The organism is Streptomyces sp. V3I8, from assembly GCF_030817535.1.
Classification (GTDB): Bacteria; Actinomycetota; Actinomycetes; order Streptomycetales; family Streptomycetaceae; genus Streptomyces.
This window is the reverse complement of sequence record NZ_JAUSZL010000002.1, coordinates 2,756,055-2,781,063: the sequence shown is the minus strand read 5'-3', so window position 1 is coordinate 2,781,063 and position 25,009 is coordinate 2,756,055. Positions and strand designations below refer to the sequence as shown.

Annotated in this window: 18 protein-coding genes; 16 read left to right on the top strand and 2 right to left on the bottom strand. The window is 72.5% G+C overall.

Translation table 11 applies throughout. The features are described 5' to 3' along the window. Positions 1-26 precede the first annotated feature (26 nt). From QFZ75_RS12070 to QFZ75_RS12005, 14 genes are all read left to right on the top strand, one after another. Positions 27-725, top strand: coding sequence for an SDR family oxidoreductase (locus tag QFZ75_RS12070; protein ID WP_307536341.1), 699 nt, complete (start codon positions 27-29; stop codon positions 723-725). Positions 726-808: 83 nt separating this feature from the next. After that, on the top strand, positions 809-1,828 hold the full coding sequence (locus QFZ75_RS12065; RefSeq protein WP_307536339.1) for a methionine synthase: 1,020 nt from the start codon (positions 809-811) through the stop codon (positions 1,826-1,828). 24 nt (positions 1,829-1,852) lie between these two features. Then, positions 1,853-4,087, top strand: a complete 2,235-nt coding sequence (gene ligA / locus QFZ75_RS12060; protein WP_307536337.1) for an NAD-dependent DNA ligase LigA — start codon at positions 1,853-1,855, stop codon at positions 4,085-4,087. 281 nt (positions 4,088-4,368) lie between these two features. Then, the gene (locus tag QFZ75_RS12055) at positions 4,369-6,711 is read left to right on the top strand and encodes a bifunctional diguanylate cyclase/phosphodiesterase (protein ID WP_307536335.1); all 2,343 of its coding nucleotides are present in this window, start codon (positions 4,369-4,371) and stop codon (positions 6,709-6,711) included. 184 nt (positions 6,712-6,895) lie between these two features. Then, on the top strand, positions 6,896-7,192 hold the full coding sequence (gatC, locus tag QFZ75_RS12050; protein WP_149509469.1) for an Asp-tRNA(Asn)/Glu-tRNA(Gln) amidotransferase subunit GatC: 297 nt from the start codon (positions 6,896-6,898) through the stop codon (positions 7,190-7,192). A 5-nt stretch (positions 7,193-7,197) separates the two neighbouring features. After that, a complete protein-coding gene (gene gatA, locus QFZ75_RS12045; protein ID WP_307536331.1) occupies positions 7,198-8,703 on the top strand; it encodes an Asp-tRNA(Asn)/Glu-tRNA(Gln) amidotransferase subunit GatA in 1,506 nt (501 codons plus the stop codon). A 5-nt stretch (positions 8,704-8,708) separates the two neighbouring features. Next, on the top strand, positions 8,709-8,942 hold the full coding sequence (locus QFZ75_RS12040) for a hypothetical protein (RefSeq protein ID WP_189776246.1): 234 nt from the start codon (positions 8,709-8,711) through the stop codon (positions 8,940-8,942). A 16-nt stretch (positions 8,943-8,958) separates the two neighbouring features. Beyond that, a complete protein-coding gene (gatB, locus tag QFZ75_RS12035; protein WP_373465849.1) occupies positions 8,959-10,470 on the top strand; it encodes an Asp-tRNA(Asn)/Glu-tRNA(Gln) amidotransferase subunit GatB in 1,512 nt (503 codons plus the stop codon). A gap of 344 nt (positions 10,471-10,814) precedes the next feature. Next, a complete protein-coding gene (locus QFZ75_RS12030; RefSeq protein ID WP_307536328.1) occupies positions 10,815-13,070 on the top strand; it encodes an MMPL family transporter in 2,256 nt (751 codons plus the stop codon). Continuing rightward, on the top strand, positions 13,048-13,623 hold the full coding sequence (locus QFZ75_RS12025; protein ID WP_307536327.1) for a GNAT family N-acetyltransferase: 576 nt from the start codon (positions 13,048-13,050) through the stop codon (positions 13,621-13,623). Before QFZ75_RS12030 ends, QFZ75_RS12025 begins: the two co-directional genes overlap by 23 nt. Before the next feature lie 34 nt (positions 13,624-13,657). Next, positions 13,658-14,269 (top strand): hypothetical protein, encoded by a 612-nt coding sequence (locus tag QFZ75_RS12020; RefSeq protein ID WP_307536326.1) that lies wholly within the window; start codon positions 13,658-13,660, stop codon positions 14,267-14,269. Between the two features lie 162 nt (positions 14,270-14,431). Beyond that, positions 14,432-14,671, top strand: a complete 240-nt coding sequence (locus QFZ75_RS12015; protein ID WP_373465848.1) for a hypothetical protein — start codon at positions 14,432-14,434, stop codon at positions 14,669-14,671. A gap of 185 nt (positions 14,672-14,856) precedes the next feature. Further along, entirely contained in the window at positions 14,857-17,916 is a 3,060-nt protein-coding gene (locus QFZ75_RS12010; protein ID WP_307544395.1) for a helix-turn-helix transcriptional regulator, read from the top strand. Between the two features lie 62 nt (positions 17,917-17,978). Further along, a complete protein-coding gene (locus tag QFZ75_RS12005; protein ID WP_373465847.1) occupies positions 17,979-18,206 on the top strand; it encodes a DUF6191 domain-containing protein in 228 nt (75 codons plus the stop codon). Between the two features lie 45 nt (positions 18,207-18,251). Here the strand turns inward: QFZ75_RS12005 and QFZ75_RS12000 are convergent, their stop codons facing one another. Beyond that, the gene (locus QFZ75_RS12000) at positions 18,252-19,430 is read right to left on the bottom strand and encodes a sorbosone dehydrogenase family protein (RefSeq protein WP_307544393.1); all 1,179 of its coding nucleotides are present in this window, start codon (positions 19,428-19,430) and stop codon (positions 18,252-18,254) included. 117 nt (positions 19,431-19,547) lie between these two features. Beyond that, on the bottom strand, positions 19,548-20,561 hold the full coding sequence (locus QFZ75_RS11995; RefSeq protein WP_307536324.1) for an aldo/keto reductase: 1,014 nt from the start codon (positions 20,559-20,561) through the stop codon (positions 19,548-19,550). A gap of 75 nt (positions 20,562-20,636) precedes the next feature. Here QFZ75_RS11995 and QFZ75_RS11990 point away from each other — a divergent pair, with 75 nt between their 5' ends. Together QFZ75_RS11990 and QFZ75_RS11985 are read left to right on the top strand one after the other, a co-directional pair. Continuing rightward, positions 20,637-21,578 (top strand): 2-hydroxyacid dehydrogenase, encoded by a 942-nt coding sequence (locus tag QFZ75_RS11990; protein ID WP_307536322.1) that lies wholly within the window; start codon positions 20,637-20,639, stop codon positions 21,576-21,578. 406 nt (positions 21,579-21,984) lie between these two features. Next, positions 21,985-24,963, top strand: a complete 2,979-nt coding sequence (locus tag QFZ75_RS11985; RefSeq protein WP_307536320.1) for a bifunctional diguanylate cyclase/phosphodiesterase — start codon at positions 21,985-21,987, stop codon at positions 24,961-24,963. The last annotated feature ends 46 nt before the right edge of the window (positions 24,964-25,009 follow it).

The following is a 25,009-nucleotide window of genomic DNA, read 5'->3' as shown; positions in this document are numbered from 1 at the left end:
GGGGCGGACGCGCGGATGCTGCGAGCATGGTCGGCATGGCTACTCATGTGATCACCGGAGCCGGCTCCGGCATCGGCGCGGCCGTCGCCCGCCGCCTCCACGCGCGCGGGGACGACCTCGTGCTGCACGCGCGCGACGCGGGCCGCGCGAAGGAACTGGCCGCCGAGTTCCCCGGCGCGCGCACCCTGGTCGGCGACCTCGCGGACCCGGACCGGCTGTCCTGGGCGTTCTCCCACCAGACGCTGCCCGACCGGGTCGACTCGCTGCTGCACATCGCCGGCGTCATCGACCTCGGCCGGGTCGGCGACCTGACCCCCAGGACCTGGCGCCACCAGCTCGACGTGAACCTGATCTCGCCCGCCGAGCTGACCCGCCACCTCCTGCCGCAACTGCGGCTCACCCAGGGCCACGTCGTCTTCGTCAACTCCGGTTCCGGACTCAACGCGTACGCCGACTGGTCCGCGTACGCCGCGTCCAAGCACGGCCTGAAGGCCCTCGCGGACTCGCTGCGCCACGAGGAGCACGCGAACGGCGTCCGCGTCACCTCGGTCTATCCGGGCCGCACCGCCAGCGCCATGCAGGCCAAGGTCCACCAGCAGGAGGGCAAGGAGTACGACCCCTCGAAGTGGATCGACCCCGAGTCCGTCGCGACGGCCGTCGTCATGGCGCTGGACCTGCCGAGGGACGCCGAGGTCAACGACCTGACGGTGCGTCCGGGACGCTGACGGACCGCCGGGGACGCCGACGGCCCGGCCTTCGTGCCGGCCCTCGTACCCGCCCCGGCCCGTCGACTCCGTAGGCTGCCCGGGTGAGCGAAAACAGCGAGTTCAGGCCCGGCCCCGCCACCGGCGTCGGGTCGATGCCGGGCGGCGACGCCCGGGAGGCCGCCAAGTCCGTGACCGGGACCTTCGAAGGCCCGGAGACGGGCATGCCGTATCTGGCGGAACTGCCCGCCCGGGGCCCCGGCGCGGACATGATCGGCCGGACCGCGGGGATGCTCGTCGAGCTGTACGCGCGCGTGGAGCCCAGCGGCTGGCGGCTGGGGGACCGGCCGGGCCGCGACACCAAGCGCGCCAGGTCCTGGCTCGGCGAGGACCTCGACGCCCTGGAGGAGTTCACCCAGGGGTACGAAGGACCGCTGAAGGTGCAGGCGGTGGGGCCCTGGACGCTCGCGGCCGCCCTGGAGCTGCACAGCGGAGAAGTGGTGCTCTCCGACGCCGGAGCCTGCCGCGACCTCGCCGGCTCGCTCGCCGAGGGCCTGCGCGAGCACCTCGCCGATGTACGCCGGCGCGTCCCCGGTGCCGAGGTCGTCCTGCAGCTCGACGAACCCTCGCTCGTCGACGTACTGCGTGGGCACGTGAGGTCCGCCAGCGGTTACCGCACCCACCGGGCCGTGGACCGGCAGGTCGTCGAGGCCACCCTGCGGGACGTCATCGGGGTGCGGGGCGGCGGCCCGTCCGTCGTCCACTCGTGCGCCCCCGACGTGCCGTTCGCGCTGCTGCGCAGGGCCGGGGCGACCGCCGTCTCCTTCGACCTCGCGCTTCTGACGGAGCGTGACGACGACACGATCGGGGAAGCGGTGGAAGCGGGGACGCGGCTCTTCGCCGGTGTCGTGCCGGGGACGGACGGCCCGTTGTCGGACCCTGCCGGTAGCGTCATGGGTGTCAGGACGCTGTGGCGCAGGCTGGGGCTGAGTCCGGGGCTTCTCGCGGACGCGGTCACGCTCACCCCGTCGTGCGGACTCGCGGGCGCCTCCCCCGAGTACGCGCGCAGGGCGCTCGCCCACTGCGTCCGGGCGGCAAGATCACTCGCGGACAACCCAGAGTAGTCACAGTAACGGGAGGACGACACGGTGGCCGGCGACAAGGACGCACAGACCGCTTCGACTGCGGCGGCGGCTGCGGGGCCCGCGCCCAGCGAGGCACGGGAGAAGCACGCGCAGCTCGCCGAGCAGATCGAGGAGCACCGCTTCCGGTACTACGTGAAGGACGCGCCGGTCGTCAGCGACGCGGACTTCGACAAGCTCCTGCGCGCCCTGGAGGCCGTGGAGCAGGAGTACCCCGAGCTGCGCACCCCGGACTCGCCGACCCAGAAGGTGGCGGGGGCGTACGCGACGGAGTTCACGGCCGTCCGGCACCGGGAGCGCATGCTCTCCCTGGACAACGCCTTCGACGACGAGGAGCTGGCCGCCTGGGCCGACCGCCTCGCCAAGGAGGTCGGCACGTCCGCGTACCACTTCCTGTGCGAGCTGAAGGTCGACGGGCTCGCGGTCAACCTCACGTACGAGCACGGGCGGCTCACGCGCGCGGCGACCCGCGGCGACGGCCGCACGGGCGAGGACATCACACCCAACGTCCGTACGATCGCGGAGATCCCCGACCGCCTGCGGGGCGAGCGCGTCCCCGACCTCGTGGAGATCCGCGGCGAGGTCTACTTCCCGATGGAGAAGTTCGAGGAGCTCAACGCCCGCCTGGTGGAGGCCGGCGACAAGCCCTTCGCCAACCCGCGCAACGCGGCGGCGGGTTCACTGCGCCAGAAGGACCCCCGCGTCACGGCGACCCGACCGCTGCACATGGTCGTGCACGGCATCGGCGCGCGCGAGGGCTTCGACATCGACTGCCTCTCGCACGCGTACGAACTGCTGCACGAGTGGGGCCTGCCGACGACCCGCTACGGCAAGGTCGTCGAAGACCTGGACGGCGTCCGGGAGTTCATCGCGTACTACGGGGAGCACCGCCACTCCGTGGAGCACGAGATCGACGGCGTCGTCGTCAAGCTCGACGAGATCCCCCTCCAGGGCCGCCTCGGCTCGACCTCCCGCGCCCCGCGCTGGGCGATCGCGTGGAAGTACGCGCCCGAGGAGGTCAACACCAAGCTGATCAACATCAAGGTGGGCGTGGGCCGCACCGGCCGCGTCACCCCGTTCGCGCAGGTCGAACCCGTCACGGTGGCCGGTTCCGAGGTCGAGTTCGCGACGCTGCACAACCAGGACGTGGTCAAGGCCAAGGGCGTCCTCATCGGCGACACCGTGGTGCTGCGCAAGGCCGGGGACGTCATCCCGGAGATCCTCGGGCCGGTCGCCGACCTGCGGGACGGCAGCGAGCGGGAGTTCGTGATGCCCGCCGAGTGCCCCGAGTGCGGCACACCGCTGGCACCGGCCAAGGAAGGTGACATCGACCTCCGCTGCCCGAACGGCGCCACCTGCCCGGCCCAGTTGCGCGAGCGCCTCTTCTACCTCGGCGGCCGCAAGTCCCTGGACATCGAGAACTTCGGCTACGTGGCCGCCGCCGCGCTCACCAAGCCCCTGGAGCCGTCGGAGCCGCCGCTGCGGGACGAGGGCGACCTCTTCGACCTCACCATCGAGCAGCTGCTGCCCATCCGGGCGTACGTCCTCGACCAGGACAGCGGACTGCCCAAGCGGGACCCCAGGACCGGCGAGGAGAAGATCGCCACGGTCTTCGCCAACCAGGAGGGCGCGCCCAGGAAGAACGCCGTCGCGATGCTGGAGCACATCGCCGCGGCCAAGGAGCGCCCGCTGGCCCGGATCATCACCGGCCTGTCCATCCGGCACGTGGGCCCGGTCGCCGCCGAGGCACTGGCCCGCGAGTTCCGCTCGATCGACCGCATCGAGCAGGCCACGGAGCAGGAACTCGCCGCCGTCGAGGGGGTCGGGTCCACCATCGCCGCGTCGCTGAAGCAGTGGTTCGCGGTGGAGTGGCACCGGGAGATCCTGCGCAAGTGGAAGGCCGCCGGCGTCCGTATGGAGGAGGAGGACTCCGGCGAGGACGAGGGACCCCGCCCGCTCGCGGGGCTGACCGTCGTGGTCACCGGCACCCTGGAACGTCACACCCGCGACGGGGCGAAAGAGGCACTGCAGAGCCAGGGGGCGAAAGTGACCGGTTCTGTTTCGAAGAAGACGTCTTTCGTTGTTGTGGGTGACAATCCTGGATCGAAGTACGACAAGGCGATGCAGCTGAAGGTGCCGGTTCTGGACGAGGACGGTTTCGCCGTCCTGCTCGGACAAGGACCGGAAGCGGCGGCCGAGGCGGCGCTTCCGGCCGAGACGGCGTCTGCGGCCGAGGAGTAGGGGTTGAAGACCGCCTGTTCGGCGCATATCAGATGCATACGGGTGCCCGGGTCGCATTCGGGCAACCGTGGACGACGGCTGCCCGTGAAGGCCTTCTGCGGCCTACTGTTGAGGTGTGCGCCTGCCGTGCCCAACTGCGGCCGGGGCATCCCCCTGCTCTTCGAGGGCCGGGGGAAGGGTCTCAGGACGCGGTGCCGGTGAGGGACCAGGGGGTTTCCTGTGCCTCCGGCCGGGCATCGGGCCGCGTGGCGTGGGCACCGCCGGCTGTGAGAGGGACGGGAATGGAACCGACCGAGAGCGCCGCCCCGGACTCACGGCTGCGCCCACGCCGGACGACCGGCGCACGGCGGTGGTGGCACCCCTTGCTGGAGCGAAGCCGGGCGTTCGGGGTGAACCTCGGCGTCACCAGGCCCGCGCAGCGGCCGGACGGCCCCGGACACGTGGCAGGACACGCGGCGGCGGGACACACGGCAGAACAGCGCGGCGCGGCGGCCGGGCGCGGCCCGGCCCGCTCCACCGCCGTCCCCGCCGTCCCCGCCGTCCACCGGCACCACGCCTCCCAGTCCGCGGGGCACGAGGCCGACCGGCAGCCGTCGTGGCCCGCGCTGCCCGCGGCGGTCGTCGCGGCCGCCGCCCTCGTGCTGGGCGCGGGTTTCCACCATGCCTTCACCGACCACCACGCACTCTTCCCCTCCGGTTCCGCCGGCTGGGCGCTGGCCGCCCTCGTCGGCGTCATCGTCGGCCACCTGGTCGCCCTCGGCCGGTCCCGCTGGTGGGGCGGTACGGGCTCCGGCACGGCCCTCACCCTCGCCGTCCTGCTGCTCTACGGCTGGGTGCCGGCCGGCATGGTCAGCCTGACCGTCGTCGTGCTCGTCGGCATAGCCAGGCGCCACCGCTGGCGGCAGGGCATCCTGCACGGCGCGGTGGACATCCTCGGCATCGGCGCCGGCGCGCTGGTGCTGACCGTGTTCGGACGGGCACCGTCGGTCGAGACGCCCTGGAAACCGGAGACCTGGACCGTCTACACCGTGCCGCAGGTGGTGCTGGTGGCCGGGGCGTATCTCGCGGTGAGCCGCGCGCTCCTGTGGTACCTCCACGCGCCCCGTACCGGCGGACTGCCGACCGTGGCCCGTACGGCCCTGGTCAGGCACGGCCTGGTCGCCGTGGCGCTGCTCGGCATCGCGCCGCTGATCTGTGTCGTCGCGGTCGCCCTGCCCGCGCTCCTGCCGCTCTTCGCCGTCCCGCTCATCGCGCTCGACTCCACGCTCTGGATGGTGCGCGCCCGGGCCGAGGAGCAACTGCGGGACCCCCTCACCGGACTGCCCAACCGCCAGTGGCTCCTCGAACGGACCTGGCGGGCGCTGGACGACGCCGAACGGATCGGTGCGCGTTCCGCTCTGATGCTGATCGACCTGGACCGCTTCAGGTCCGTGAACGACACGCTCGGGCACCTCGCGGGGGACCGGCTGCTGCTGCAGATAGCGGACCGGCTGCGGGTCGCCCTGCCGCGCGGGGCGGAGGCCGCGCGGCTCGGCGGGGACGAGTTCGCCGTGCTGCTGCCCGTCGTCGACTCCACGACGTCCGCGACGCGGGTCGCCCGCACCCTCGTGACCGCGCTCGGGTCGCCGCTCGACCTCGACGGGCTGACGCTCGTGCTGGAGGCCAGCGCCGGACTCGCCGTCTTCCCCGACCACGCGCTGGACGCGGAGGGGCTGCTGCGGCGGGCGGACGTCGCGATGTACCAGGCGAAGAGGGACCGCACGGGGGTGGAGGTCTACGAGTCCAAGCGGGACTCCAACACCCCCGACCGGCTCGGACTGCTCGGGGACCTGCGCCGCGCGCTCGACGCGGGGGACGTCGAGCTGCACTACCAGCCGAAGGTGCGCTTCGACGGGCAGGTCGCTGGCCTGGAGGCGCTCGTGCGGTGGGTGCATCCCGAGCGCGGGCGGGTGCCGCCGGACGAGTTCATAGCCATCGCCGAGTCGTCCGGTCTCATGCCTCACCTCACGGAGTACGTACTGGAGACCGCGCTCGCCCAGGTCGCCCGCTGGCGGGCCCAGGGGCTCCACGTGCCGGTCGCCGTCAACGTGTCGCCCCGGGACGTGCACACGCCCGGGTTCGCGGGGTCGGTGGCCGCGCGCCTCGCCCGGCACGGGGTGCCCGCGGGGTCGCTCCAGCTGGAGATCACGGAGCACGTGCTGCTGGAGGACCCGCAGCGGGCCGCGGACACCCTGGAGGGGCTGACCGGGCACGGCGTGAAGATGTCGCTCGACGACTTCGGGACCGGGTACTCGTCGCTGGTGCACCTGCGGCGGCTGCCGGTGAGCGAGCTGAAGATCGACCGGTCGTTCGTGGCGCGGCTCGTCGTGGACAACGAGGACGCGGAGATCGTGCGCTGCACCGTCGACCTCGCCCACTCGCTGGGGCTGCTGGTCGTGGCCGAGGGCGTCGAGGACGACGAGACGTGGGAGCGGCTGCGGGACCTGGGGTGCGACGCGGTGCAGGGATGGCTGGTGGCCGCCGCGATGCCTCCGGAGGAGGCCACGGCGTGGCTGCTGGCGCGGGGGTCGCGGGGGTGGCAGCGGCCGAAGGCCGCGTTGCCCGCGGTGGCCGGGGACGAGTGAAAAACCTTTCCCACCCGCCTGCCCGCGACGGGCGTGTCGACGGGTGGGCGTTTCCCGTGGGGGTGACCCGTCGTCGGCGCCCGCCCGCGCCTCGTGCGGCCTACGGGAAACCGATGTACGGGGAAGTTCGCGCGCCCCATAGGATTGGGGCACACCACACGCACTCACCCCTGAGGATCGCTGCATGGCTGGCATCACGCGCGAGGAGGTCGCCCACCTCGCCCGACTGGCGCGTCTGGAGCTGAAAAGCGAAGAGCTCGACCACTTCGCCGGGCAGCTCGACGACATCATCGGCGCGGTCGCCCGCGTCAGCGAGGTCGCCGACCAAGACGTACCGCCGACCTCCCACCCGCTGCCGCTGACGAACGTCATGCGTGCGGACGAGGTCCGTCCGTCGCTCACCCCCGAGCAGGCGCTCTCCGGCGCCCCGGCCCAGGAACAGCAGCGTTTCAAGGTGCCGCAGATCCTGGGGGAGGACTAATCACCATGACGGACAGCAACGTCAACATCATCAAGCTCACCGCCGCCGAGATCGCCGCCGCGATCGCCGCCGGCGAGCTCACCGCCGTCGAGGTCACCGAGGCCCACCTCGCGCGCATCGGGGCCGTCGACGAGAAGGTGCACGCCTTCCTGCACGTCGACCGGGAAGGGGCGCTCGCCCAGGCCCGCGCGGTCGACGAGAAGCGGGCGCGGGGCGAGAAGCTCGGCCCGCTGGCCGGCGTACCCCTCGCCCTCAAGGACATCTTCACCACCAAGGGCATCCCGACCACCGTCGGTTCGAAGATGCTGGAGGGCTGGATCCCGCCCTACGACGCCACGGTCACCGCGCGGCTCAAGGCGGCCGACGTCGTCATCCTCGGCAAGACCAACATGGACGAGTTCGCCATGGGGTCCAGCACCGAGAACAGCGCGTACGGGCACACCGGCAACCCCTGGGACCTGACGCGGATCCCCGGCGGCTCCGGCGGCGGCTCGTCCGCGGCCCTCGCCTCCTACCAGGCACCCCTCGCCATCGGCACGGACACCGGCGGCTCCATCCGCCAGCCCGCCGCCGTCACCGGCACGGTCGGCGTGAAGCCCACGTACGGCGCGGTGTCGCGGTACGGCATGGTGGCGTTCTCGTCCTCCCTCGACCAGGGCGGCCCCTGCGCCCGTACGGTCCTGGACGCGGCCCTGCTGCACGAGGTCATCGCCGGACACGACCCGCTGGACTCGACCTCCGTCGACGAGCCGGTCCCGGCCGTCGTCGAGGCCGCCCGCAACGGCAGCGTGGACGGCATGCGCGTCGGTGTCGTCAAGCAGTTCCGCGGCGAGGGCTACCAGGCCGGTGTCGTGCAGCGCTTCGACGAGTCGGTCGCGCTCCTCAAGGAGCTGGGCGCCGAGATCGTCGAGCTGGACTGCCCCTCCTTCGACCTGGCCCTGTCGGCGTACTACCTCATCGCCCCGTCCGAGTGTTCGAGCAACCTCGCCCGCTTCGACGGCCTGCGCTACGGCCTGCGCGTCGGCGACGACGGCACGCGCTCCGCCGAGGACGTCACCGCCCTCACCCGTGAGGCGGGCTTCGGCGACGAGGTCAAGCGCCGCATCATGCTCGGCACGTACGCGCTCAGCTCCGGCTACTACGACGCGTACTACGGCAGCGCCCAGAAGGTCCGTACGCTCATCACGCGGGACTTCGAGAAGGCGTTCGAGCAGGTCGACGTGATCGTCTCCCCGACGACCCCGACCACCGCCTTCCCGATCGGCGAGCGCGCCGACGACCCGATGGCGATGTACCTCGCGGACCTGTGCACCATCCCGACCAACCTCGCGGGCAACGCCGCGATGTCGCTGCCCTGCGGCCTCGCACCCGAGGACAACCTGCCCGTCGGCCTCCAGATCATCGCGCCGGCCCTCAAGGACGACCGCCTGTACAAGGTGGGAGCCGCCGTCGAGGCCGCTTTCGTGGAACGCTGGGGCCACCCGCTGATCGAGGAGGCTCCGTCCCTGTGAGTGCCATGGCCAAGAAGGCGAAGAACTTCAAGAAGTCGAAGACCGGGCTGTACGTGTCGCTCGGCAGTACCGCGTTCGGCGCGATCAGCGTCGCCAAGCAGATCAAACTGGCCCGCAGCGACGGGGACACCCTGCGGCTGATCGACGCCACCGTGTCCGCCGCCGCCATCGTCACCGGGCTCGCCATCCTCTACCGGGAGCTCAAGCGCCTGGGCGACGAAGACGTCCTGCTGGGCTGAGAGGGAAAGTTTCATCGTGACTGCCACGACTGACCTGGTGTCGTACGAGGACGCGCTCGCGTCGTACGACCCCGTCATGGGCCTCGAGGTCCATGTCGAGCTCGGCACCAGGACCAAGATGTTCTGCGGGTGTTCCACCGAGCTGGGCGCCGAGCCCAACTCGCAGGCCTGCCCGACCTGCCTCGGCATGCCCGGCGCACTGCCGGTCGTCAACGCGATCGGCGTCGAGTCCGCCATCAAGATCGGCCTCGCGCTGCACTGCGAGATCGCCGAGTGGTGCCGCTTCGCCCGGAAGAACTACTTCTATCCGGACATGCCGAAGAACTTCCAGACCTCCCAGTACGACGAGCCGATCGCCTTCAACGGCTACCTCGACGTCCAGCTGGACGACGGCGAGGTCTTCCGCGTGGAGATCGAGCGCGCCCACATGGAGGAGGACACCGGCAAGTCGCTGCACGTCGGTGGCGCGACGGGCCGTATCCACGGCGCCTCGCACTCGCTGCTCGACTACAACCGCGCCGGCATCCCGCTCATCGAGATCGTCACCAAGCCGATCGAGGGCGCGGGCGAGCGTGCCCCCGAGGTCGCCAAGGCGTACGTCGCCGAGCTGCGCGAACTCATCAAGGCGCTCGGTGTCTCGGAAGCCCGGATGGAGCAGGGCCAGATGCGCTGCGACGTGAACCTGTCGCTGCGCCCGCACGGCCGGGAGAAGTTCGGCACGCGCAGCGAGACGAAGAACGTCAACTCGCTGCGCTCCGTCGAGCGTGCGGCCCGCTTCGAGATCCAGCGGCACGCGGCCGTACTGAACGACGGCGGCACGATCATCCAGGAGACCCGTCACTTCCACGAGGACACGGGCTCCACGACCTCGGGCCGGGTCAAGGAGGAGGCGGAGGACTACCGCTACTTCCCCGAGCCCGACCTCGTGCCGGTCGCCCCGTCCCGTGAGTGGGTCGAGGAGCTGCGCGCGGGTCTGCCCGAGCAGCCGCTGGCCCGCCGCAACCGGCTGCGCGAGGAGTGGGGGGTCAACGCCCACGACATGCAGTCGATGCTCAACGCCGGGGCCATCGACCTCATCGTCGCCACGATCTCGGCGGGCGCCGACGCGACGTCCGCCCGCAAGTGGTGGATGGGTGAGCTGGCGCGCACGGCCAACGAGACGGGGGTGTCCCTGGACGCCCTCGCCATCACGCCCGAGCAGGTCGCCCGGGTGACCGCGCTGGTCGGCGAGGGCTCCCTCAACGACAAGCTGGCCCGTCAGGTCATCGAGGGCGTCGTCAAGGGCGAGGGCACGCCGGACGAGGTCGTCGAGAAGCGCGGTCTGAAGGTCGTCTCGGACGAGGGCGCGCTGACGGCCGCCGTCGACGAGGCCATCGCCGGGAACCCGGGCGTCGCGGACAAGATCCGCGGCGGCAAGGTGGCGGCGGTCGGTGCCCTGGTGGGCGCCGTCATGAAGGCCACCCGCGGTCAGGCCGACGCCGCCCGCGTCAAGGAACTGATCCTGGAGAAGCTCGGCGTCGAGGGCTAGCCCCCGGTCTCTCCTGTCCCGAAGGGGCGGCCACCTGTTGTCAGGTGGCCGCCCCTTCGGCGTGCCGCCAGGAATCGGTCGTGCGTCGGGTGCGGGCCGTCGGTGGCTGGTCGCGCAGTTCCCCGCGCCCCTCGGAGAACCCTTCCGCCCCGGCGAGTCTGCGAGGCCGGCGTGGGACGACAGAGTTCATTGGATTGTCGTGTGAACAACCTCGCATTTCTGTGAGGAGAACCACGAATGAGGCCAACAATCACTTTCGGCTGGAAGAGTGACAACACATCGGTCATGCGTTCTTTGCGGGCAAGTACTGATAAAGATCCACAAATCATCCAGGGAGCTCGTCCGTGGCAGCTCTAGCACGGTGGTGCGTCCGGCATCGCCTTGTCGCCCTCCTGCTCTGGCTCCTCGCCCTCGGCGGGACGGCCGCCGCCGCCCTCGCCGCCGGATCGGCGTACTCGAACGACTACCAGGTGCCGGGCACCGAGTCGGGCCGGGCCACCGAACTGCTCCAGGAGAACTTCCCCGGCCTCGGCGGCGACGGAGACATCGTTGTCTGGCACTCCGCCACCGACCCGGTGCGGGCCGCCGACACCGAGCAGACCATGACCCGCGCCCTCGACACGATCGCCGGCCTGCCCGGCGTGGCCTCGGTCGTCAGCCCCTACGAGGGGCACGCCGCGAGCCAGGTCAGCGCGGACGGGCACACCGCCTACGCCACCGTGACCTTCGACGACCCGGCCGAGCACATCGACCGGGGCGAGGCCGCGGCGGTCGTCTCCGCCGCGAAGGCCGCCGAGGCCGACGGACTCCAGGTCGAACTGGGCGGGCAGGCCGTCGCCCTCACCGAGTCCTCCGGCGGGCACCTCGCGGAGATCGTCGGCGTGGCGGTCGCCGCGGTCGTCCTCCTCCTCGCCTTCGGCTCCCTCGCCGCGTCCCTGCTGCCCATCGCCACCGCCCTGGTGAGCGTCGGCACCGCGTACGCCGGCATCGTGCTCCTCGGGCACCTGATGACCGTCGCCGACTTCGCGCCCATGCTCGGCATGCTGATCGGGCTCGGCGTCGGCATCGACTACGCGCTGTTCATAGTGACCAGACACCGCCGTGGCCTGAAACGGGGCCTGCCGGTCGAGGAGGCCGCACGGAACGCGGTGGCCACCACCGGGCGCGCCGTCGTCTTCGCGGGCGCCACCGTCTGCATCGCGCTGCTCGGCATGCTCATCCTGCGGCTCGGCTTCCTCAACGGCGTCGCGATCGCCGCCTCCCTGACCGTGGTCCTGACGGTCGCGGCCTCCGTGACCCTGCTGCCCGCCCTGCTCTCCTTCATCGGCATGCGCGCGCTCAGCCGCCGCGAACGCCGCCGGCTGGCCGGGCACGGACCCGAACCGGAGGTCCCCACCGGGTTCGCCGCCCGCTGGTCCGCCTTCGTCGAACGCCGCCCGAAGCTCCTCGGCGGCGCCGCCCTCGCCGTCATGGCGCTGCTCGCGGTGCCCATGTTCTCGCTGCACCTGGGCACCTCCGACCAGGGCAACAACCCGGGAACGGCCACCACCCGGCAGGCGTACGACCTGATCGCCGACGGTTTCGGGCCCGGTCTCAACGGGCCGCTGATCCTCGTCACCCCCGTCGCCGGCGCCCAGGACCGGCTGGCCCTGGACAACCTCGACGCCACGCTCCGGGAGACCGAGGGCGTGCGGACCGCGACCCCGGTGACGTACGACAGCGACGGGGACACCGCCTACCTCACCGTCGTACCGGAGTCCTCGCCGCAGTCCCGGCCGACCAGCGACCTCGTCGACCGGCTGCGCGAGGAGGTGCTGCCGCGGGCCGCGACCGGCACCACCCTCGACCTGAAGGTCGGCGGCACGACGGCCGGGTACGACGACTTCGCCGATGTCATCGTCGGCAAACTGCCGCTGTTCGTGGGCGTGGTGATCGGTCTCGGCTGCGTCCTGCTGCTGCTGGCCTTCCGGTCCGTCGGCATCCCGCTGAAGGCCGCCGCGATGAACGTCGCCGCCGTCGCCGCCGCCTTCGGGGTCGTCGTCGCGATCTTCCAGTGGGGCTGGGGCAGCGAACTGCTGGGCCTCGGCCGGGCCGGCCCGATCGAGCCCTTCCTGCCCGTGATCATGGTCTCCGTGCTCTTCGGGCTCTCCATGGACTACCAGGTGTTCCTGGTCAGCAGGATGTACGAGGAGTGGCTGGAGACCGGCGACAACCGCCGGGCCGTCCGCGTGGGCCTCGCCGAGACCAGCCGCGTGATCAATTCCGCCGCCGTGATCATGATCGCGGTCTTCCTGGCCTTCGTGCTCAGCGGCGACCGCGTCATCGCGATGTTCGGCGTGGCACTGGCCGCCGCCGTGGCCCTGGACGCCTTCGTGCTGCGTACGCTCCTGGTGCCCGCCCTCATGCACCTGCTGGGCGGAGCCAACTGGTGGCTGCCGGGCTGGCTCGACCGGCGCCTGCCGCGCCTGAGCATCGAGCCGCCGGAAATCCGTACCGCCGGCGCCGGCGGGCGTGCGAGGATCCCCGGGGCGCGCGAGGACGCGCTGCCGGACGTGACGGTGAAGGAGCGACAGCCGGATGTACGCGACATCCCTGGGTGACGACGGCGCGGAACTGCGGCCCCTGGAGCCGTGGCACGCCGAGGAGTTCCTCACCCACCTCGACCGCGGACGCGAGTTCGTCCAGCGGTACATCTCCTTCGGGTCGCGCGCCACGGACGTGGCCTCGGCGCGCAAGCTCCTCCAGTCGTACGCCGACCGCAAGGCCGCCGACACGGGCAGCCTGCACGGCGTGTGGCTGGACGGCCTGCTCGTCGGCGGCGTGCTCTTCCGGACCTTCGACGCGGAGCACGGCACCTGCGAGGTCGGCTGTTGGCTGGAGCCCGCGGCGGCGGGCCGCGGGCTCATCACGCGCGCGATCCGCGTCCTCATCGACTGGGCGGTCGACGAGCGCGGCATGCACCGCGTGGAGTGGCACGCGGCCACCGCCAACGAGCCCAGCCTGAACGTGGCACGACGGCTCGGCATGAGCCGCGAGGGCGTCCTGCGGGAGAGCTGGTCCCACCGGGGCGTACGCCAGGACACGGAGATCTGGTCGGTCCTCGCGCCGGAGTGGCGCGCCATGCGTCACACACAGGAATCCCGATTTCTTTAAGAAATTCTCAGACAGCGTCCGTACGGTGCGGGGCATGGGAACCAAGACAGAGAACGAGGCCGGGATCGAGACCGGCACCGAGGCACGGCGCGACGACGAGAGCGTGGACCTCGCCAAGAACGACGGGACGTCCGCGATCGGTGAGGTCGAGGAGGTCAGGGACGACCCGGAGAGCGCCGGGGGCCAGGACGACGAGCACGCCGACGGGGATGCCGACGGGAACGAGCCGGTCGCGGCCGCGCCGGTCACCGGTGTCGGCCTCGGCGCCGCCGCCGTCGTGTCCGCCGCACTGGGCGTCGTCTCGCTGACGGGCAGCTGGGTCGGTACGGTCGCCCAGGCCCGCGACTCGCTGTACGGCCAGCTGGAGACCGTGCAGGGCGCCCCCGTGGCCACCCAGATCAAGCAGGTGTACGCCGACTCCTGGAACGCCAACGCGCTGGTCGCCGGCCTGTTCGCGCTGGTCGCGCTGATCGTCGGGGTGGTGGTGCTGGTGCGGCCCGCGTTCGGCGACCCGGACCGTATCGCCGTCCGGTCCCCGTGGGTCAAGTCCGTCGCCTGGGCGGGCGTCTCGCTCGGCGTCGTCGGCCTGCTGCTGGCCGTCCTCAAGTACACCGACGTCCTGCTCGGCATGCCCAGCACCGGCTGAGCGCCTACGGGGAACCGCACGTCCTGAGGGGCCTTAGTCCCGCCGCGAGTCACCTGCGGCGGGACTAAGGCCCCTCGCGCGTCCAAGATGCGGAACTCTCCCGATGTGGCGCACCCCCCTCGGAGACGAAGGTGGAGACATCGCGGACGAGCGGAGCAGGCAGTGACCCTCCCGGGTCGCTCTCCGCACGTCGTGATCCACCAGGGGTACGGGATGTTCGAGTACGAGATCCAGCAGATCCGGTCCGCGGAGATGATCCGGGACGCCGACAACTACCGCATGGCCCGCGAGGTCGCCCGCAGCCGCCGGGCCGCCCGCCGCGAGGCCGCGCGATCCGGCCGCGACGACACCGAAGGGCGGGTGAACGGTCACCACGGATCCCGGTTCGCGCGCGCCGCGTGAACGCCGGGGCACGGAAGGGCGGCCGTACGGGGGTCGGCCGCCCCGACCGGGACGAGGACACGGTGACCGCTCCCCCGGTCCCGGGCACGTCCTCGGGGGTCCCGGGCCCGTCCGCCGTCGCGGACGGGCCCGGGACCGTCACCGGGCGCCGGATAACCAGTGCCGCGGTGTCGGACCCCTGTGCGATGCTCGGCGCTGTGGAGACCAGGTCCGTGAGTCCGGTCTTCGTCGGCCGGGCCGACGAACTGGGCGTACTGAACGACGCGCTCGCCCGCGCCGCCGCGGGCGAGCCGCAGGCATTGCTGCTCGGCGGTGAGGCCGGCGTCGGGAAGACCAGGCTCATCGAGGAGTTCGCGGCGGGCGCCTGCCGCGAGGGCGCCGTCGTGGCGGTCGGCGGCTGTGTCGAGATCGGCGCCGACGGACTGCCCTTCGCACCCTTCTCCAGTGCCCTGCGGGCCCTGCGCCGCCACCTGCCCGGGGAACTGGCCGCCGCGTCCGCGGGCCAGGAGGAGGAACTGGCCCGGCTGCTGCCCGAGCTGGGGGAGAGCCCACGCGGCCGGCACGACGAGGACGGCACGGCCCGCCTCTTCGAACTCACCGTCCGCCTGCTGGAGCGCGTCGCCGCCGACCGCCCGGTCGTCGTCCTCCTGGAGGACCTGCACTGGGCGGACGCCTCGACCCGCCACCTCCTCGCCTACCTCTTCCGGACCCTGCGCAGCGGCCGCCTCCTCGTCGTCGCCACCTACCGCGCCGACGACATCCACCGCCGCCACCCGCTGCGTCCCCTGCTCGCCGAACTCGACCGGCTGCGCACCGTGGGACGGATCGAACTCGGCCGCTTCAGCCGCCCCGAGGTCGCCCGCCAGATCGCCGGGATCCTGGCCGCCGAGCCCGGCCCGGCCCAGGTCGACGACATCTTCGCCCGCTCCGACGGGAACGCCTTCTTCGTCGAGGAACTGGCCGTGGCCGCCCGCGACGGCGGCTGCGCCGGCCTCACCGACTCCCTGCGCGACCTGCTCCTCGTCCGGGTCGAGAGCCTGCCCGAGAGCTCCCAGCGGGTGGCCAGGATCGTCGCCGAGGGCGGCTCCACCGTGGAGTACCGGCTGCTCGCCGCCGTGGCCCGGCTCGGCGAGGACGACCTCATCGAGGCGCTGCGGGCCGCCGTCGGCGCCAACATCCTGCTCCCGACGCCCGACGGCGACGGCTACCGCTTCCGGCACTCCCTGGTGCGCGAGGCCGTCGGGGACGACCTGCTGCCGGGGGAGCGCTCCCGCCTCAACCGCCGGTACGCGGAGGTCCTGGAGGCGGACCCCACGCTCGTCCCGGCCGGCGAGCGCGCCGCCCGGCTGGCCAGCCACTGGTACCACGCGCACGACGCCGCCAAGGCGCTGCCCGCCGTCCTCGACGCCTCCGTCGCGGCCCGCCGCCGGCACGCCTACTCGGAGCAACTGCGGCTCCTGGAACGGGCGATGGAGCTGTGGGAGACGGCCCCCGAGGCGGTACGCGCCGAGCTGCGCCCCGTCGACTACACCGAGGTGTACCCTCCGTGCGGCTGCGACCCGGCGACCACCCCGCTGCGCTACCTCGACCTGATGGCCGAGGCCGCCGTCGCGGGCCGCTTCTCCGGGGAGCGCAAACGCGCACTGAAGATCACCAAGCGGGCCCTGCACCTCCTGGAGGACGACGGGGACCCCCTGCGCGCCGCCTGGTTCTGGATCCAGCGCTCCCGCCTGGTCGAGGCGCAGGGCCGCGGCGACGGCTGGGAGGAACTCGCCACCGCCCAGGACCTCGTCCGGGGGCTGCCGCCGTCCGAGGTGCACGCCGACGTCCTCGCCCACGTCGCCAACTGGTCGATGGTGCACCGCCCCGGCCCGGACGCCCTCCAGGCCGCCGAGCGCGCCGTGCAGTACGCGCGCATGGTCGGGGCGCGCGACATCGAGCTGAACGCGCGGCTCACCCTGGGCGGACTCCTCGTCGAGTCGGGCGACATCGACGCCGGACTCGCCGAGGTGCACGAGGTCAAGGAGCGGGCCACGGAACTCGGCGCCGCCTACGTGATGGGCCGCGCCCATGTGAACCTCCCGTCCTTCCTGGAGAGCGTCGGCCGCTCCCTGGAGGCCGTCGACATCCTCCGCGAGGGCGCCGAACTCACCCGCAGACTGGGCCAGCTGGACAACGAGGCCTGGGTCTGGGGCAATCTCTGCGAGTCCCTCTTCTCCCTGGGCCGCTGGGACGAGGCCGTCGAGGCCGGGTACAACGCGGAGCGCGTCGGCCAGAGCGCCAAACCCCGCGGCTTCCGCGCCACGCTCCAGGCCCGGGTCGCGCTCGCCCGGGGCGACCTCGCCGCCGCCGGCGAGCGACTGGCACAGGCACGCGGCCACTTCGGAACCCACGACACCGTGCCGCAGTACGTACTGCCCCTGACCACGATCGCGGTCGAGACCGCCGCCGGACAGGGCCGCCTCCCCGACGCCCGCGCGGAGCTGGCACGGGCGCTGGAGCTCGGCTTCCCGCCGGGCACCCAGCGCTACGGCTGGCCCCTGCTGCTCGCCGCCGCGACCGCGGAGGCCGACGCCCGCGGCCTGCCCGCCACCGAACCCGACCGCGCCGGGTTCGTCGAACGGCTGCGGGCGACCGCCAAGTCCCTCACCACGAACGTGCCCGTCTGGCAGGCGCACGAGCGCTGGGTGCGCGCCGAACTGCTGCGCGCCGAGGACCGCGACACCCCGGACGACTGGTCCGAGGCGGTCGCCGCCTTCGAGCCGCTGGAACGCCCGTACGACCTGGCCCGTGTCCGGTACCGGCTCGCCGGGTCCCTGCTGGGCTCCGGCGGTACGGAGGAGGAGCGGGGCCGTGCCACCGAACTGCTGCGGCTGGCCTGGGCCGCCGCCGATCACTTAGGCGCGCGTCCGCTCGCCGACGCGGTCTCCCTGCTCGGTCGGCGCGCCCGCCTCACCTTCGCGCGGGCGGCCGATCCGGTCTCCCCGGCGCCCGCCGACCCGGCCGAGGCGCTCGGCCTCACCAGCCGCGAGCGCGACGTCCTGCGCCTGGTGGCCGCCGGCCGCAGCAACCGGCAGATCGCCGAGAAGCTCTTCATCTCCCCGAAGACGGCCAGCGTCCACGTCTCGAACATCCTCGCCAAGCTCGGCGTCTCGGGCCGGGGCGAGGCGGCGGCGGTGGCCCACCGGATGCGCCTCTTCCCGCCGGAGCCGGCCGGCGCCCGCCCGGCGGGCCGGGCCGGCTGAGTTCCCGGCGGTGAGGTCTACGCTGGAGGAGACGCCGGGCCGAGGGAGCCACCGTGTTCAACATGATCGAAGATCTCTTCGCACCGGGCCGCAAGCACACCGAGGAGGAACGCAAGCGGCTGGAACTGACCCGGGTGGACCTGAACGACGGCGACCCCGGACGAGGCCCCATAGACCTCGCGTCGGGCAAGGTGACGGTCCGCGTGCCGACGCAGCCCGCGGGGGAGCAGGACGACCGGGACGAGCAGGACACCGGGCGTGAGCAGGACGACCGGGACCGACCGGCGTGAGCAGGACGGTCCGGGAGGTCCCGCCCGGACACCGGGCGGCGCCCGTCACGTCACCTTCAGTTCCAGGATCTTGTCGTCGCCGCGGCCCGGGGTGCCCCGCCCGTCCGTCTCGCTCGTGACCAGCCACAGCTTGCCGCCGCCCGCCGAGACCACCGTGCGCAGCCGCCCGTGCTCGCCCTCCAGGAAGGCCTGCGGGTCCGCCGACTCCTTCGTGCCGTCGAGCGGGATGCGCCACAGCCGCTTCCCGCGCAGCCCCGCCATCCAGAGGGAACCCTCCGCGTAGGCGATGCCGCTCGGGGAGGCCTCGTCGGTGCTCCACTGGTCGACCGGGCTCTCGTACCTGGAGTCGTCCGTCCTGCCCTCCACGTCCGGCCAGCCGTAGTTGCCGCCCGGCTTGATGTGGTTCAGCTCGTCCCAGGTGTCCTGGCCGAACTCCGACGCGAACAGGCGCTGCCTGCCGTCCCAGGCCAGGCCCTGCACATTGCGGTGGCCGTACGAGTAGACCGGTGAGTCGAAGGGGTTGCCCGGCGCCGGTTCGCCCTCCGGGGTCAGGCGCAGGATCTTGCCGCCCGTCGACTTCTTGTCCTGGGCCAGCTCGGTGACGTAGGTCTCGCCCGTGCCCACGTACAGCATCTTGTCCGGACCGAAGGCGATCCGGCCGCCGTTGTGGTTCGTGCCCTTCGGGATGCCCCGGAACACCGTGTCGGGCGCGCCCAGCTGTTCGCCGGTGGGCCTCTTGGCGTCGTACTGCATGCGCACGACGCGGTTGTCGGAGTCCGAGGTGAAGTACGCGTAGACCATGTGGTCCGAGGCGTACGACGGCGAGAGGGCCAGGCCCATCAGGCCGCCCTCGCCGCCGGGGGCGACGCCGGGCACCGAGCCGAGCTCCGTCTTCTTGCCGGTCTTCTCGTCGACCCGGGTGATCGTCCCCTCGTCCCGCGAGGAGACCAGGAGCCCGCCCTCGGGCAGCGGCGCCAGGCCCCAGGGCGTCTTCAGGCCCTCGGTGACGGTCCGCACGACCTTCACCGAGCCCTTGGCCGGCGGGGTCTCCCCGGCCGGCTGCCCGGAGGCCGGGGCCGAGGCGGAGGCGCCCGGCCCGGAACCGTCCGCGGACGTACTTCTGCCGCCGTCCGGCTCCCAGTCGTCCCCCGAGGAGCACCCGGCCGTCACCAGGAGCGCGGCTGCGGCCAACACGGCCGTCACAGCTCGTCGTTGCACGATCAGGATCCCTTCGACGCGGCAGGCTCTCCTTTTCATACACCGCTCGCGCCCCACGAGTTCCCGATCACGCACATCGAATCCCCGGACCCCGCCCGGACCGGGCGCTCCGGTCCCGGTGTCTCAGTCCCAGGAGCCCAGCGCCGCGGGCAGTCCCGCCACCTCGGCGAGGTCCCGGGCCGTCAGCCGCAGCCCGGCCGCCCCCGCGTTCTCCGCGACCCAGCGCTCGCGTTTGGCCCCGGGCACCGGGACGACGTGCCGTCCGCGCGACAGCACCCAGGCGAGCGCCACCTGCGCGGGGGTGACCTCCGCCCCCGGCGCCGCGGCCGAGTGGCGGGCGGCGATGCGGCGCAGTCCGACGACGATCGGCTGGTTCGCGGCCATCATCTCGGCGGTGAAACGAGGATGCCGGGCCCGTAGGTCGTCGCGCTCGAACCCCTCGCCCGGGGTGAGCGTCCCGGTCAGGAAGCCGTTGCCCAGCGGCATCGCCGCGAGGAAACCGACGCCGCGCGCCTCGCACCACGGCAGCAGGGTCTCCAGCGCCTCCGGCGACCACACCGACAGCTCGGCCTGCACCGCGCTCACCGGGAAGACCTGCTGCACCCGCTCCAGCGTCCGGATCGTCCCGTCGTGCAGCCGCGACCCCGGTCCGCGGCCGGAGCGCGCGCCCACCGCGCACAGCCCCAGGGCCCGCACCTTCCCCGCCGAGACGAGCTCCGCCATCGCGCCCCACGTCTCCTCGACCGGCACCTCGGGATCCTCGCGGTGCAGCTGGTAGAGGTCTATGACGTCCGTCTGCAGCCGCCGCAGGGAGGCGTCGCAGGCCCGCTTCACATAGCCGGGACGGCCGTTGGCCACGATGTGCTGCTCACCCACCAGCAGACCGACCTTGGTCGACACGAAGGCCTCCGCGCGCCGCCCCTTCAGCGCGCGCCCCACCAGCAGCTCGTTGGTGAAGGGCCCGTACATGTCGGCGGTGTCCAGGAGCGTCGTGCCCCGGTCGAGGGCGGCGTGCACGGTCCGCAGGGACGCGGCACCCCGCTGCCGCGAACCCGAGTACGCCCAGCTCATCGGCATGCACCCGAGGCCGACAGCCCCCACCTCGAGCGCCGCCGCCCCGATCGTCCTGCGCTCCACCTGGCCGTGCCCTCCCTCTCGCGGCACCCCAAACCAGCCTCTACGTCCACGGGTGCTTCGCATAGCCTCATGACCATGACGTACGAAGTGTGGCTCCCGTTTCACGAGGACGAGATCGACGGCCTCCCCAAGGGCCCCGGCTACCGCCGCTGGAACGGGGAGGACGACTTCCCCGCCGACCCCGCCGACTGCGCCTTCTACGTCGTGCCCTACATGAAGGGCGCCGAGGTCTCGGTGCGCCCCATGGCCGCCATGACCTCCGTGCAGGTCGTGCAGACCCTGTCGGCCGGTATCGACCACGTGCAGTCCGGCCTGCGACTCCTACCCGAGGGGGTGCGGTTGTGCAACGCGCGCGGGGTGCACGACGCCAGCACCGCCGAACTCGCCCTCACCCTGATCCTCGCCTCGCTGCGCGGCATCCCCGACTTCGTCCGCGGACAGGACCGCGAGGAGTGGCGGTCCGGGTTCCGTCCCGCGCTCGCGGACAGGAGCGTCCTGATCGTCGGGTACGGAGCAGTGGGTTCCGCCATCGAGGACCGGCTCGCACCGTTCGAGCTCGCGCGGGTGGCGCGCGTCGCGCGCTCCGCACGTGAGACCGCGCGCGGCCCCGTGCATCCGATGTCCGCCCTGCGCGAGCTCCTTCCGGAAGCCGATGTGGTGGTCCTCGTCACACCCCTCACCGAGCAGACGAAAGGCCTGGCCGGCGCTGATTTCCTGGCCCGGATGAAGGACGGGGCCCTCCTCGTGAACATGGCCCGCGGCGGCGTCGTCGACACCGGGGCGCTCCTCGCCGAGCTGGGGAGCGGCCGCCTCCGGGCCGCCCTGGACGTCACCGACCCCGAACCGCTGCCCCCGGGCCACCCCCTGTGGCATGCGCCGGGCGTGCTGATCAGCCCGCACGTGGGCGGCCCGACCTCGGCGTTCCTCCCACGCGCCCACCGGCTTCTCGCGGACCAGCTGAGCCGGTTCGTGAACCGGGAGCCACTGCGGAACGTGCTCCTTACGACGGGCTCGTAGACCTCCCCCTTCCCGGCCGCGCGCGTACGAAGGACGTTCATGGGTACCCTCCGCAGTCCCTCGGGTGCGCGCCGTGGCCACATCGCCGTTGATCGTCACGGAGCGTAGAGGAACTATGTCCCTGAGTGACGAGACTGGTGTATCGTCCCGACAGGGGCTGCGCCACGCACCATTCGGCGCCGGGGACTGAGAGACAGCAGGAGTGAGGGGGGCGACGGGCGATGCACGGCCTATGGACCAACGATCCGACGCGGCGGGGCCGTCAACGGCGACCCTGGTGTCCGCCCACGCGCAGGAGCGGCCACGGCGGCCGGCACCACCGCCGGCCGGGTGGCCGCAAGAGGCATGCCCAGCCGGCCCACCGGGACCAGAGGGACTCGGGGGCGGCTCGGACCGGGGAAGCGCAGTGAGCTCCCCGGGGGCGCTGCTGTCCCGCGGACCGGCCACCGCGGGCGGTGCGGGTGACGCGGGCGGCGCGGGCGTGGTCCCGCAGCTCGTGCTCGTCCTGCTGTGCGCGGGATACGCCGTGGGCTCCGCGCTCGGCTGGGGTTCGCCCGAACTCGCACTGATCATGGGCGACTTCGGGCTGGGCGCGGCGGCCGCGACCGCCGCCGTCTCCTGCTTCGTCTGCGCCCGCACCCGGCGCAGCCGTTTTCGACCCGCATGGCTCCTCTTCTCGCTCTCCTCCGCGATGGCGGCGGCGGGCAACATCGTCTGGGGCTGGTACGAGGTCGTCCTGGACCGCCCGGTGCCCAGCCCGAGCTACGCAGACCTGTTCTTCCTGTGCTTCGCGCCGCCGGCCATCGTGGGCCTGCTCGTCCTCGCCAAGCGGCCGGTGCGCAGGGCCGGCTGGGTGTGCCTCGGCCTCGACGCCTGGCTGATCGGCGGCTCCCTGCTCACGCTGTCCTGGAGTCTGGCGCTGGCCCAGGCGGCCAAGGCGGAGGGGCCGGGCGTGCCCCACACGGCGCTGTCGCTCGCGTATCCGCTGCTGGACATCGCCCTGGTGAGCATGGTGCTGGCCCTGCACTTCAGGCGCTCGGCGGTGAACCGCTCCGCGGTGAACACCGCGATCGGGGCACTGGCCCTGACGGTGATGTGCGACGCCCTGTTCACCTCGCCGCTGCTGCACAACGACTACCGCTCCGGGCAGTTGCTCGACGCCGGCTGGTTCGCCGGCTCGCTGCTCCTCGCCTACGCCCCCTGGGTGGGGCAATGGCACGGGCGCCCCGAGGAGCAGGGGCACACGCACGTGGTGCACAGCCATGTGCCCGGGTTCCGGCAGGGGCAGCAGACCCACCTCCCCGTCCAGGACGGCGGCCACAGCCGGTACCAGACCGGCCGGCCCCTCACCACTTCGCTGGCGGCCCTCACCCCCTACCTGGCCGCCGCCGTCTGCACGCTGGGGATCCTCTACAACGTGCTCAACGGCCGCAGCGTCGACCGCGTGGTGCTCGTCACCGGAGGCACGGTCGTGCTCGCCCTCGTCGTCCGCCAGGGCATCATGCTCATCGACAACATCACCCTCACCCAGGAACTGGCCCAGAAGGAGAACCACTTCCGCTCCCTGGTGCAGGGCTCCAGCGACGTCATCATGATCGCCGCCCCGAACGGCATCCTCCGGTACGTCAGCCCCGCCGCCGCCGGGGTCTACGGACGCCCCGCCGAGGAACTGGTCGGCTCCGAACTGGCCTCGCTCATCCACCCGGAGGACCTGGGCTGCGTGGTGCACGAGGTGCGCCGCTTCCTCGCCGCCAGCCCCGCCGAGGAACCCACCACGCGCATCGAGTGCCGCTTCCGGTCCGGCGGCGGGAGAGGCTGGCTCAACGTCGAGTCGACCGTCAAGCGCCACCACGGCGGCCTCATCCTCAACAGCCGGGACGTGACCGAGCGGGTGCGCCTGCAGGCGCAGTTACAGCACAACGCCGAACACGACCCGCTCACCGACCTGCCCAACCGCGCCCTGTTCACCAAGCGCGTCGGACAGGCGCTCTCCGGCCGCCGCTCCTCCGACCACGGCACCGCCGTGCTCTTCATCGACCTCGACGGCTTCAAGGCGGTCAACGACACCATCGGCCACCAGGCCGGTGACGAGCTGCTCGTGCAGGCCGCCCGCAGGCTCCAGGACGCGGTCCGCAAGGGGGACACCGCCTCCAGGCTCGGCGGCGACGAGTTCGCGGCCCTGATCGTCGGCGACGGCTCCCGCGACCGCGCCGCGCGCGAGCGCCACATCTTCGAGCTCGCCGACCGGCTCCGTACGACCCTTTCCCAGCCGTACCTCATCGACGGCAACGATGTCCGGGTCGCTGCCTCCATCGGCGTGTCGTTCTCCGAGCCGGGCCTCGGCGCGGGGGAGCTGCTGCGCAACGCCGACCTGGCGATGTACCGCGCCAAAGCGGCGGGCAAGGGCCGCGTCGAGCTGTACGCGCCGCAGATGCAGCAGGACGTCGTCCGTAAGGCGGAGCTGGCCACCCGGCTGCGCGCCGCCCTGCACGACGGCGAGTTCGCGCTGCTGCACCAGCCCGTGGTCTCCCTGGACACCGGCCGGATCACGGCGGTGGCCGCGCAGGCGCGCTGGCGCTCGGCCCAGGGCGTGCTCTTCACCCCTGCCGAGTTCCTGCGCGTCGCCGAGGACAGCGACCGCACCGCCGAGCTGAGCCGCTGGATGCTGGAGGAGGCCGTCGAACAGGCCGCCGAGCGTGCCGCCACCGGGCTCGCCGTGCCCGTCACCGTCCGGATGACCGCCCGCCGGCTCCTCGACCGCTCCATGCCGCTGAGTTCCGTGGAGGCCCTGCTGACCCGGCACGGACTGCCCTCGGGCGGCCTGATCGTCGAACTGGCCGAAACGGACCCGAAGGTCTGCCTGGACGAGCTGGAGCGCCGCCTGAAGACGCTCAGGCGTCTCGGTGTCCGGATCGCCCTGGAAGGCTTCGGCAGCGGCTACGGCACGATCACCGTGCTGCGCCGGCTGCCCCTGGACATACTGAAACTGGACCGCACCCTGGTCGAGGGGATCGTCGAGTCCGCCCGCCTCAACAAGATCACCAGCGGACTGCTGCGCATCGCGGGCGACCTGGGCCTGCAGTCCGTGGCCGACGGCGTGGATCTGCCCGAGCAGGTCGTCGCCCTGCGCTCGATGGGCTGCACCCATGGACAGGGGGCCGCCTTCTCCGGGCCGCTGGACGAGTACAGACTGCGCCGCGCCCTCGCGGTGGGGGTCCACCCGCTGCCCCACGGCCCCGTCGAACCCGTCTTCCTGGGAAGTGGTGCGAGCGGCGTCTACGCAGGTGGGGGCACGAGTGCGTACGCGGCGGGGGCGGCCTCCGGAGGGTACGGAACGGGGACCGCCCTGCGCTCACATAATGAGACTCCCGTCCCACCCGCTTGACACGAACAGTGCGCCGGGAGGAGGGTCTGTGCCATGCGCACCCGAA